Genomic DNA, 11666 nt, shown 5'->3' with positions numbered 1-11666 from the left:
TGAGACCGCATCAAAATGACGCAATCTTTGGCAGCCTTTCAACTTAATATTTTTATTATATGGACAACATCGCCGCCCCAAACACTCCTGCACTATCTCCTAACTTTGGACGAAGAATTTTTGTTTCCACCCGGCCGCTATTAAAAATGTATTTTTTGGCCCGTTCCAAACCTTCAGTGTAAAGTAAGTCAATATTTCCAACACCACCCCCCAAAACAATTGCATCGGGGTCAAGAATATTCATCAGTACAGAAACGGCTTTCCCAAAATGTTCTAACATACGGTCGATGGTTTGGGTAGCAAACGGATCAGTACCGGCATAATGCCGCGCCACAATGTCTTTCATCTTTAACTCTTGACCACTAATCTGAGCGTAGTAGCGTTGCAATGCGGGGCCAGAAAGTACCTGCTCTACACAACCTTTTTTACCGCAATAGCAGTCATATCCGTTGGTTTCCAGTTCATTATGACCCCATTCGCCACCAATTCCCTGGGTTCCATTCAACACAAATGACTGTCCGTCTTTTCCTTTAATAACAACACCGCCACCAACACCAGTACCCATGATAACGCCAAATACACACTGATAATCTGGCACAACATCAGGAACGATTCCCATTGTTGCTTCGGCCAACGCAAAGCAATTGGCATCGTTGGCTATAAAGACCGGAATCCCCAAGGTTTTTGCTAAATCACTCTGCAAAGGCATATCATTGAGGCAGGTAGTATTACAGTTTTTCATCAAACCATTGGACGGCTCGACCGTACCGGGCGTGCCAATCCCAATACTTGGGGCTTTGAAGCCCGTTTCTGCTTCCAGTGCACGTACCAGCTCAACAATACGGCCAGCAATGTGCTCATATCCCTTATGAGCATCTGTATCAATTCTTTTACGGATAATCACCGCATCAGGCGAGGGTGACGACAATACAACGCCTTCAATTTTTGTTCCGCCGAGGTCAATTCCCCAAATGGTTTGCATAGGTATTATGATGTGTGTTAGTGAAAAGTAAAAACCGCCGCTGCGGGGTTTAGGTATTGATGTAATAGATTACTTATTGAGTATCCTACTACTGCCAACGATAGTTTTTTTGGCATAATTACGAACATTTAATGATTTAGCAAGTTTTCGAGTTGTATTTATATTTTTGCAAAAACAAAATTAACTTCAACAACCATGTCATTAAAAAAAGGCGATAAGGCCCCTTCATTCACCCTGTTTAATACCGAGAAAAAAAAGGTTTCACTCGAAGATTTTAAAGGAAAAAATCTCATCATTCATTTCTTTCCAGCGGCTTTTACGGGTGTGTGTACCGCACAGCTCTGCACCATGCGCGATGACTTAGGCTATTATACCAAACTCGGTGCCGAAGTAGTGGGTATTTCGGTAGATTCACTTTTTACCCTAAACAAATATAAGGAGGAACAAAAATACAATTTCGATTTACTGTCCGATTTCAACAAGGAGACTTCACAGGCTTTTAAATCCTACTACGATACATTTGCGTTCGACATGAAAGGCGTAGCCAAACGTGCCGCTTTTGTAATTGATAAAGAAGGAGTTATCCAATATGCAGAAGTACTTGAAAGTGCGGGCGACCTACCTAATTTTGCGGCGATTAAATCAACGCTTGAGCAGATTTAGCATTTAAATTCACGTAGGTATTTGCCTGAAAATTGCATTTATTATCAAGCATAAAAAAGCCCAGTCAAACGTTTGACTGGGCTTTTTTATTGTCTTTTTTTTTGGTTCTTTCACCATTTATTTTTTACTTGTAAATAATTTAACAGTGTAAAGTCTACTCTAATCCATCGTTAATCTTATGGGAATCGTTGAACGTCGGGAGCGTTTACGGAAACAAGTCCGTCACGACATCCTCAAAACTGCCCGCGACATTGCTCGTGAGGAAGGCTGGCAGGCCGTCTCCATTCGAAAAATTGCCGATGTTATTGAATATAGCCCTCCTATTTTATACGAATATTTTGACAGTAAAGACAAACTCTTGGAAACCATCCGCAACGATGGCTTTGCTTTTCTGCACGAAGAACTACTGAAACTGCGGACTTTGTACCGTAACCCTGAGAAATTAATTACTGAATTTGCCCAGATTCAGTGGAAATTCATGCATACCCAAACCGAAGTTTTTCAGGTGATGTTTAACATGGAAGGCGGGATTTGTCAGTCAAAACAGGCGTATCAAATTGAGTTTGCCATGCTCAACAATCATCCTGTCTGGGAAGCTATGGCCTTGATACGCCCGCGCTCCGCCGATGCCGTTTCCAAAACCTTTTATGAATGGTGGTGCCTTACGTACGGTTTTTTGGTGGTCACCTCCGTTACCCAACCTCGCCAAACATTATCGAATTTCGAAGCTATTTTTATGGAAACCGTACGAAGGTTTGTGCGGGGATTAGCTTGATATTCACCATTAAGAAGCAACTAAGAACTGGTTCAGAATACCAAGCCAGTTCTTAGCCAAAATCTTAAAGGATACTCTGTCTAATTTTCAATTCGCTTTGATGATACACCTGCGAAAACGCGGGTACGCTTGTCGTCAGCCACGCATTGCCACCGATGATAGAATCACTGCCAATGACCGTTTTGCCTCCCAAAATGGTAGCGTTAGCGTATATAACTACGTTGTCTTCAATGGTAGGATGACGTTTGGTTTCGGCCATCGACTTAGAAACACTCAATGCCCCCAACGTCACGCCTTGGTATACTTTCACGTTATTACCAATATCGGTCGTTTCACCAATCACGACGCCAGTTCCGTGGTCAATAAAAAACGATTGTCCAATATTAGCTTTGGGGTGGATATCTATCCCAGTCAGGCCATGAGCGTGTTCGGTAAGCATTCTTGGCAGCAAAGGCACGTTCAAATCCACCAATAAATGCGCCACCCTGTAAACCGCAATGGCATAAAAACCTGGGTAGACAGAAATCACCTCCTCAATGCCCACCGAAGCGGGGTCGTTGTCTGCAATTGCCTGCGCATCCAACAAAAGATTTTCATAAATCTCGGGGAGCTTAGCCAGGAATCGTTCCATAATGACGTCTTTATCAGCGTCAAGATGATTGGCAAGCGGGTCCAAAAGGCAAGATAACCGGTTTTGAATACGGCGATAGGCTTCGGGTAAATCTAACGATGTCCGTTCGCAGTCTTGGGTAACGGGAAACAGAAAACACATCATTTCTTCCACAAACTTCCCTACACTGCTGCGAGGAGGTAGCCGATGCCGATACTTGGCATTTTGTTCGGTAAGACGCGTTAAAAAGGAGACCGAAAGTTCTTGCTCAGTTAATGTCATGGCATTGATTGATTACAAAATAAAAGCCCTTTCTTCAGGAAAGGGCGGCTCAATTTCTTAGTTTTGAAGCGTAAATTATTCCCTCTCCATGTCTTAGTCACGGATACAGCAACAACACACAGCGGCACGTTTGGTTTTCACAGGAATGATTTTTATAATTTTGATACCAAAAACCGTGCAAAAAGGTTCATTATCCCTAAAAAAGTTACCATTTATTTGCAGATTGTACAATTCCACCGAATGATAATGTTTAAGTTCAAAGTACACTCCTCTCTAGTTTTGCTTCAATACGTATTCTTTTTTTGTATTATCTCTTGCTGTACCGCCCTCTCGGGTCATACTCAGAGTCGGTACTCATACGCTTGGAAAGCGATGGGGTCAGAATTCAATCTTGTTTTTTATGCCCCCCATGACTCAATCGCAAAAGTGGCTTCCGATAGTGTTTTCAAACGCATTGAGTATCTAAATACCATCTTGAGTGATTACTTAGACGGTAGCGAAACCAATCGTTTATCGGCAACGGCTGGCTCGGGTGAAGCCTTTTTAGCGGGTCCAATACTCTTTGATATTCTTCAGCAGTCAGTTCATTACAGTAAACAAACCAAGGGTACTTTTGATGTGAGCGTCGGGCCAATTATTCAACTCTGGCGGCGCGCTTTGCGGCGTAATTATTTCCCCGACAGCGCCCAAATTCTGGAAGCAAAACAAAGCGTTGGGTACAGAAAAATCCGTTTGAATGCTAAAAATAGTACCGTGATACTTACCCAAAAAGGGATGCGGCTGGATTTTGGCGGTATCGGAAAAGGCTACGCCGCCGATGATGCCTTACGCATATTACGCTATTTTGGCATTTCTGCTGCTTTTTTAGATGCTGGCGGAGATTTGGCCATTGGCGAGGCTCCTCCTCAAAAAGAGGGTTGGGAGATTGAAGTTAGTTCGGGAGGAAAAGACAGTACGGCCAAGCGTGTATTGACACTAAAAAATTGCGGGGTGGCTACTTCTGGCAATACCTACCGTTTTATGGAGCATAAGGGAGTCAAATATTCTCACATCGTAGACCCGCGCACGGGCGTTGGTCTCACCACACACACACGCACCACGGTAATTGCCCCCAATGGAACCGCGGCCGACGCCCTAGCCACGGCGTTTAGCGTATTGGGAATAAAAGAAGGGAAAAAAGTGGCAAAAAAAATAAAATTTGCTCGAATCTGGCTCTTGGAGCAAAATGGGCTTGAATGGAAAACGACTAATTTCTAGCAGGCTGGTTCGAAAAATACAAAAGGCAAACCGTTTCCGATTTGCCTTTTGATTCTTACATCGTTTTAAGCTCCCTAAGTTACTCTAAACAAAATGTATTTCGTTTGCGTGAGTATTACGCACGTTTCACTTTCGTAGCGTTCAAGCCTTTCTTGCCTTGTGCAGGCTCGAAAGTAACTACGTCACCTTCACGTACGTTGTCGATAAGACCTGATACGTGTACAAAAATTTCTTCGCCTGTGTTACTGTCTACGATAAAACCGAATCCTTTGGTTTCATTGAAGAACTTTACTGTTCCTGTGTTCATTGAAAAAAAAATAAAAGAATGAAAAAAATGGTAATTACCGTTACAAAAGTAACCTTTTAAAATCAATAATTGCTATATTGGTTAAAATCATTTCAAAAATTATGCTTTTTTTACTAAAAAAAAGCATTTCACCCCTCTAGGTTTACCTAGCTATCCATTTTTTTGGTTCAATATCGCTCATTTTAACGTTTCTAAATTACTTTATTTCTACCCCAGACGCGCCAACCTCCCGAGTCAAGGCCGAGAAAGATTAAATCATTTTTTGTTTTAACTTTTAAAGTTACTTTAGCCCTATCAAATCAATCAGAATGGATTCTTTAGAAATTCTTCAGAAAATTGGAGCTAGCATTTTCATTATTTTAATGAGTATTTTGCTGCTTTTCTGGTGTCTACCCGAAGGATATTTTTTTAGACAAATTCTCCACAAGTATTTCAGTAAGTACATTTGTTGGGCAGGACTTGACAATTATTGGGCGTTGTTTGCTCCTCAGCCCGTTTCCAAAAACTTTTTGATTGGCTTTGAAATTGAATTTACGGACGGAACCATTCAGCCTTGGAAACTCCCTGAATATACCCTAAAAAATGATTATCAATGGGCGCCTCATTTTAGATTTATTAAGCTGCATAATCAGTTGCTTTCTCAAAAGGATGATGTTCCCAAAGAAGCCGTTTGTAATTTTATTTTACGCGAGTATTATAAGACCAACCCCTCCTCCAAAACTCCCCTTAAAGTACACATTATCAGGTTTTATGAACCTCAAAAACCCCAACAACGAGCGATGTTTCCTTGGTTAAGTCAACGAGTGTTCACTTACGAACTTCCCCAACAATAAGACACGATAAAATCAATGACAGAATTTATCACCCTGAACCAACTGTTAAATTCGTGGAATGACTTTTTTTTTAGCAATCAATCCACGCTATCCATTAGCGTATTACGCCTGTTGACGGGTATTTTGGTATTGATTGAAACGTGGGTTTGGCAGGGAAAAAACAAGATACTATTGCAACCCACAGGTTGGTTTGGCTACGATGATTATAAAAAAAACAAAAAAGATCTCCGCTTTTCACTTCTCAATTATTTATCTCCAACTACTGCATCCCTTAACCTGATTTTCGGTATTCAGTTTATAGCAGGTCTTTGCTTGGCATTGGGAATCTTCCCAAATCTGGCCGCATTTGTCTGTTTTGTTACCCTTGTTTCGATTCACAATCGGAATATTTACGTGTTGAGTTCGGGCGATACAGTCTACCGTTTTTTTTGTTTGTTTCTTATTTTCTCTCCTTCCGACGCAGAACTATCTATTTTAGACACTAAGCATTTTTTCCGACCCGAAGCAACAGGCTGGCCTTGGACATTGATCATGATTCAGCTTTTTATGGCCAATATTTACGCAAAAAACGTGCTGTTTAAATTAAAGGGAGAATGGTGGCGCGATGGCTCCGCTACCCAAAAAGTATTGAAGGTAAGGATTTGGAATCGCCGCGAACTACCTAAAGCCTTGGACCGTACATGGTTTTTTAAGTGTACAACCTACGGAACCTTAGTGATAGAGGCTGCGCTTTTTTCACTGATTTGGATTGAAGAATTCAGGCTTTTTGTACTCGCATTGGGCGTATTGCTCCACATAGGCCTTTGGATTTTTTTGCGGTTTGAATTCTTTCAGCTAACGATGATTTTTGGTTTATCAGCATTCATTACGCCAAAGGAATACCGCCTTTTTTTGGAATGGCTGTCTCATTTTTAAACGCTTACCCTCCTTTGAAATCATCATCTTCGAGACTTCCTGCCTGAGTATTTTGAAAAAAACGTTGGGCAGCTCCCTGAGCAAGCTTCAGAAAATCTGGGGAAGAATAAAGTTGTCCTGCTACAAACCCGTTAAAACATGGCGCAATTGGGATAAAAAAGTCGTTATCCCGTTGGTCAGCTCGAAGCCAAATGGTATTTATTCTGAGGGCAAATATTCTGAGGTAGGCAAGCTCAAAATCTTCATCTTTTAGTTTTTCCAATTCCTTAAGTTTAGGCAACAATGACTTATGGTCATGGGCCATGGGCCCAAAATGGGCTTCTTGCAAAACATGCTCATCTTCCTTTTCTCCAATTTTTATTTCAACAAGGGCGTGGTTTCCTTTTGCATCGGCATGGAAGTGTCGCCACGCAACCAGTTGGGCATTTTCTAATCCCTTTCCTGAAATAATATCATTCAGTCCTGCATGAAAAACTTTATGAGGAACGGATTCTTCAAAGGAATGGGGACGTTTTCGGGGCCTCCCTTTTTTCTGTTTCGAAGCCCAATCTTTAAATAGCTCGGCTGACTTAAGAGGGGCATAAACTTCTTTGATGGGCATAAATCACGTATTTTGAAGGGGAGATGTAAAGAAGCTATGGGTCACTCTGCAACCCGTTACGCTGTCTGTACCATTTGGGCTATTAGCATCTGCAACCACACCACCGTGACATTTGTAGTTGGTTTGAAAAATTTCATAGGTCATGGTGGAGAATCCTTTTTCAAGACTGAAAGGGTCGTGTACATACACCATAACGTTTTGGTCATTGGGGGAAGAAGTAGAAGATTCGTAGCCCGCAATAACTACAAAATGTCCAAATTTGGGAATTTTGATTTCTTGACCATCTATGCTAAAGTCTAGCACGTGTTCAAGCGTTATTTCCAATTTAAATGCCACCAATCTTCCCTCATCAATTTCAGTCATTAATTTAGCAACAGGGAGCGCTCCTGTCACAAAACTGCTGGGAATATGGGTAGTTACAAAAGAGCCTTGGTTGTTTGGCGTAATCAAGTACCAAGGTTTATCACAATCAAGACTCTCTGGGTCGTCACAGCAATTTCCTGGCGAGGGCTCGATAGAAGCACTTGCCAATTTGCATTGTGTCCAGGTACTGTCGGGGTCATAAAAATGAGCACAGCTTGTCCCAACCGCAGCCCAACACCAAGCAAATTGCTGCTGGGGCTGCATGATGAAATCCAGTACGTTTTTTTTATTTTTTTTGGTAGCCATAAAGTGTTACAAAATACCGAAAAAACATGGTCGCAATTAAGCGCTTACATGCTTTTTCGGTAAGATTAACCTTTTTCAAGTAAAGCCTTGACAATGTTTAGTTATAAACTACCAAGTCCCCCCCCCCATATTATCGTCTGCCTCATTGTGCTGTACATCCTCCATAGATTCAAAGGGGAACGCACTTTTACCCTCAATGATCCGCTGCTTTGCAAGCTTTTTCAAAGAGTGAATTGTCCCGATAGTAAGGTCTTTATCAACTTTATTATTGAGAAAATCGGTAATGTCTTTTTTGGTGAGGTTTTTGGCTTGGGTGTTTAAATGAACAAGATGTTCATGATCACCAACACGCTTAAGTGCGTCTTTTAGTTTTTCTGAAGATTTCATAGTAGAGCGGTTTAAAAGGTGAAATTTGGTAAAATAAGTGACATAAATTCACAAATTGTACATCAGGCAGTGTTGTTGTGATATGATGTATGTAAATGACATAAAAAATAAGTAGTTTTCCAAAATTATACCATTTAAATTTTTGCAAGGTTAAATTTTGTAAATTCAACCCAAAAATTTCGCTTATATGAGGATTTCTACATTTGTAGTATATGTACTGTTTTTTACTGCGCATTTTAGTTATGCACAATTGATTTCGTTACAAAATCTGAAAGAAGTAGATGTTACAAAAGGTTTTTATCATTTGTCAGATTCCTCCAAAAAGCTCCAACCTAGGGATGTTTTTAGTAAAACTTCCAATCTTCAGTTTCAGCCCGCCAATGAAAAAACATTGAAAGTAAAGAACATTGATGTGTATTGGCTGCAATTTTCGGTTAAAAACAATACCAACTTTGACGAAGAATGGGTTTTTGACTTTGAAAATTGGGCTTTTGTTGACTTTTACTATCAGGAAAACCAAGATATAAAATTAAAAAAGACAGGGCATCTTTACCCTTACGAAAAGCGAGATTACCCAAAAGCCAACAAAAATTATATAAAATTTCCATTAAAATCAGGAGAGACTAAAAAATGTTTTGTTAGGTTAGAGTATAGCCAAAATATCTCTAAAATTCCCCAATACTTAAGTTTTAAAATCTCTCCTAGGTCCAAAGTAGATGAAAGAGATGCTGCGGTTGGCAATGTTGTTTTTGGCTTTTTGGGTATATTTTCGGTCATGTTTTTATACAATTTAATCATTTTTTTTGTCACTAGACTGAAGAGCTACGCCTATTATCTATTCGTTTTACTTTTTGCATTTTATTTCACCTCCAACAACTCTGGCTATCTAATCACCCTTTTCAGGTCATTTTCAGCTTTTCCGAGTTGGGCTTCACATTTTGAGCTCGTCGGTTCAGAATTATACGCAGTTGCCTACCTACTATTTATTCAAAGTTTGATGAATACTCAACATAATTACCCAAAATGGCATCAGGTATTGAATGGGTTAATCGTATCAAACATCGTAATAAGTATCCTATTTTTTATCCATTTTGAAGTTGCTTTTGTTCTTTTATATATCATTTCGACCGCTACTATTTTTATCATTATCACACTGGGAATCAGATGCATAAAAGACCGAATCCCATCGGCTGGCTATCTACTTTTAGGCTATATAGCCAATTTAATGGGAGTAATCTGCATCATGTTTGTACTAACTGGTGCCCTGCCCAAAAGCGATTTTACATTCTATTATTCACTCCCCCTCGGATTAACGGTAGAGGTGATTTTGTTTTCTTTTGCCCTTGCCAATATGATTAATATACTCCGCAAAGACAATGAAGAAAAACAGAAGAAAAATATCGAACAATTACTTGAAAATCAACAACTTCAAACAAAAGTAAACCGTGAACTGGAACAAAAAGTAGCGGAACGTACGGTTGAACTCAATCTATCACTGAATCGTCTTCGGATTACCCAAGACCAACTAATATTGAAAGAGAAACTCGCCTCATTGGGCGAACTCACAGCTGGTATTGCCCACGAAATTCAAAACCCTCTCAATTTTGTTAATAACTTTTCGGAGCTTAGCATTGAACTGGCCCAAGAACTAACACAGGAAATAACAAAACCTAAAATTGACAAAGAACTAATTAGTGATATAGTCTCCGATTTGAGTCAAAATCAACAAAAAATCAATCACCACGGACAACGAGCAAGCAGCATTGTCAAGGGGATGCTAGAACATTCAAGAACGGGGACTGGAGAGCGGCGTTTAACAAACCTCAACAACCTAGCTCTTGAGTATTTGAAAATTGCTTACCAAGGGCTAAGAGCCCGCGATGCTTCTTTTAACATCGAAATGAAGACTGTATTTGACCCCAATTTACCCGAAACCGAAATCGTTCCCCAAGAGATGGGCCGGGTTTTGCTCAATTTATTCAATAATGCATTTTATGCCACCCACGAAAAATTAAGGCAATTAGGGAGACCTTATCAACCTGAAATACAAGTGAGTACCCAATTTGAAAACGACAAAGTTGAACTAAGAATCAAAGACAACGGGACTGGCATTTCGCCCGAGATAATCAATAAAATCTTTCAACCTTTTTTTACAACCAAATCAACAGGCGAGGGTACTGGTTTGGGCTTATCGATAAGCTATGATATTATTACAAAAGGGCACCACGGGGAAATAACGGTAGAAAGTGAAAATGGTAATTATACGGAATTTATCGTAAAGCTTCCCCGTTAACGGTTTCTTATTACAGGCCGTAAAAACATAGGATATACTTTGGCAATGAGGGATTTATTAGGCTCAAAGATCAGTTTTACAAAATTGGCTATTCGTTGAATACTTACTTGGCTGGGTATACTTTCTGGTGTTTGAAGAATACGGTCGGGCCAAGACCAGAAATCGGTTTCCGTTTCAACGTCAAACCTACCGTTCCAGCCTATAATTGCCCTTTTTTTAGATTCGGAACACATCCCCCGCTCACAAAGGCTCTGTGTGAAAGAAATCAACTCTGGCTGCAAACGCTCCCGGGGAAAATGGCACTCTATGCCAATCTTTGGCTGAAAGGTACCGTCAAAATCAAGGGCAAGGCCAAGAAACAGGCGGGAGTCGGTCCAAAAAGCAACGCTATCTCTTAACTCATCAAGATTGCCTGGCCATTTAAGTAAGAACAATACTTCAAGGATTTCATCCAACGTTTTTATTTCCAAAAAAAGCCGAAGTGACGTTTTGTTATTTCGTTTTTGAATACCAATCGGGCCAATACGGGTCGACGAAGGGAGGCTTCTTAAATGAGCAAAAAATATATTAGTCAGTTCAGAAGGTAAGCTACTATCGAGCAATGGAAGCGTTTTTGCAATGATTTCAGTCTTAATTGATTGGTCGCTATCAAAAATATTTTCTAAAAAGGTAATGTAAATCCAAGGAACTGGCAGCTGCGAATCTGTGGGGTCGGTAATATCGTAGACTTGCCATAATTCACCCAAGAGAGAGTTGAGGAAAAAGCCTTTTTGGCTCCAAAGACCGCAAAAGTAGCGAATTCGTTCGCGCATTTCGCAAAATTCGTCACTTTCCAACAGACTCGCTTCCTGCCGCCAATCTTTAATCGCTACCTGCTCATTGAGTCTTGGATTTATACAAACATTAAAATCAACCCTCGGCTCATTGTCATCCAACCAACACTCAAAAGACCCCAACGATAAAATGGGTAGTCGCTCCGCAATGGTTTGAATGCGATTCATATAAAGCGGCGATATCAAATCCGCAGAAATCCACGGCGTAAGGAAATCGAGGTAATTGGCAAGGGTTGGTTTCATTAGCGATGTATTTTAC

General features: G+C 40.5%; 13 protein-coding genes. 6 read left to right on the top strand and 7 right to left on the bottom strand.

All coding sequences use genetic code 11. From position 1 onward, the window contains the following. Positions 1-55 precede the first annotated feature (55 nt). Complete coding sequence (locus GVN20_RS05290; protein ID WP_166557345.1) at positions 56-982, bottom strand: ROK family protein; 927 nt, start codon at positions 980-982, stop codon at positions 56-58. Between the two features lie 195 nt (positions 983-1177). On the opposite strand from GVN20_RS05290, the gene GVN20_RS05285 reads away from it, so the two are divergent. Together GVN20_RS05285 and GVN20_RS05280 are read left to right on the top strand one after the other, a co-directional pair. Next, positions 1178-1645 carry a redoxin domain-containing protein gene (locus GVN20_RS05285; protein WP_166557344.1) on the top strand — a complete coding sequence of 156 codons (468 nt, stop codon included), beginning with the start codon at positions 1178-1180 and terminating at the stop codon, positions 1643-1645. Positions 1646-1823: 178 nt separating this feature from the next. Beyond that, entirely contained in the window at positions 1824-2420 is a 597-nt protein-coding gene (locus GVN20_RS05280; RefSeq protein WP_166557343.1) for a TetR/AcrR family transcriptional regulator, read from the top strand. Between the two features lie 64 nt (positions 2421-2484). On the opposite strand, the gene epsC is transcribed toward GVN20_RS05280, so the two are convergent. Beyond that, positions 2485-3312: a serine O-acetyltransferase EpsC gene (gene epsC / locus GVN20_RS05275; protein ID WP_166557342.1), complete on the bottom strand. Its 828-nt coding sequence runs from the start codon at positions 3310-3312 to the stop codon at positions 2485-2487. A gap of 372 nt (positions 3313-3684) precedes the next feature. On the opposite strand from epsC, the gene GVN20_RS05270 reads away from it, so the two are divergent. Then, the gene (locus tag GVN20_RS05270) at positions 3685-4569 is read left to right on the top strand and encodes an FAD:protein FMN transferase (RefSeq protein ID WP_229598980.1); all 885 of its coding nucleotides are present in this window, start codon (positions 3685-3687) and stop codon (positions 4567-4569) included. A 115-nt stretch (positions 4570-4684) separates the two neighbouring features. Here GVN20_RS05270 and GVN20_RS05265 read toward each other — a convergent pair whose 3' ends face one another. Next, positions 4685-4876 carry a cold-shock protein gene (locus GVN20_RS05265; protein WP_013930127.1) on the bottom strand — a complete coding sequence of 64 codons (192 nt, stop codon included), beginning with the start codon at positions 4874-4876 and terminating at the stop codon, positions 4685-4687. A gap of 308 nt (positions 4877-5184) precedes the next feature. Here GVN20_RS05265 and GVN20_RS05260 point away from each other — a divergent pair, with 308 nt between their 5' ends. Next, positions 5185-5709, top strand: a complete 525-nt coding sequence (locus GVN20_RS05260) for a hypothetical protein (RefSeq protein ID WP_166557340.1) — start codon at positions 5185-5187, stop codon at positions 5707-5709. A 15-nt stretch (positions 5710-5724) separates the two neighbouring features. Next, positions 5725-6624: an HTTM domain-containing protein gene (locus GVN20_RS05255; RefSeq protein WP_166557339.1), complete on the top strand. Its 900-nt coding sequence runs from the start codon at positions 5725-5727 to the stop codon at positions 6622-6624. 4 nt (positions 6625-6628) lie between these two features. On the opposite strand, the gene GVN20_RS05250 is transcribed toward GVN20_RS05255, so the two are convergent. The 3 genes from GVN20_RS05250 to GVN20_RS05240 all read right to left on the bottom strand — a co-directional run bounded on the left by GVN20_RS05250 (position 6629) and on the right by GVN20_RS05240 (position 8281). Further along, positions 6629-7225, bottom strand: coding sequence for a hypothetical protein (locus tag GVN20_RS05250; protein WP_166557338.1), 597 nt, complete (start codon positions 7223-7225; stop codon positions 6629-6631). Between the two features lie 3 nt (positions 7226-7228). Continuing rightward, on the bottom strand, positions 7229-7894 hold the full coding sequence (locus GVN20_RS05245) for a C39 family peptidase (protein WP_166557337.1): 666 nt from the start codon (positions 7892-7894) through the stop codon (positions 7229-7231). Between the two features lie 108 nt (positions 7895-8002). After that, positions 8003-8281 (bottom strand): hypothetical protein, encoded by a 279-nt coding sequence (locus GVN20_RS05240; RefSeq protein ID WP_166557336.1) that lies wholly within the window; start codon positions 8279-8281, stop codon positions 8003-8005. 187 nt (positions 8282-8468) lie between these two features. Here GVN20_RS05240 and GVN20_RS05235 point away from each other — a divergent pair, with 187 nt between their 5' ends. Beyond that, a complete protein-coding gene (locus GVN20_RS05235) occupies positions 8469-10574 on the top strand; it encodes a 7TM diverse intracellular signaling domain-containing protein (protein ID WP_166557335.1) in 2106 nt (701 codons plus the stop codon). Here GVN20_RS05235 and GVN20_RS05230 read toward each other — a convergent pair. After that, the gene (locus GVN20_RS05230; RefSeq protein WP_166557334.1) at positions 10571-11650 is read right to left on the bottom strand and encodes a hypothetical protein; all 1080 of its coding nucleotides are present in this window, start codon (positions 11648-11650) and stop codon (positions 10571-10573) included. The two genes, GVN20_RS05235 and GVN20_RS05230, sit on opposite strands and share 4 nt — an antisense overlap. Between the last annotated feature and the right edge of the window lie 16 nt (positions 11651-11666).

The sequence above is a fragment of the Runella sp. CRIBMP genome (assembly GCF_009905605.1).
Taxonomy (GTDB): domain Bacteria; phylum Bacteroidota; class Bacteroidia; order Cytophagales; family Spirosomataceae; genus Runella.
Note: the sequence above shows the minus strand (reverse complement) of the source record. Positions and strands in the feature narration are given on the sequence as shown.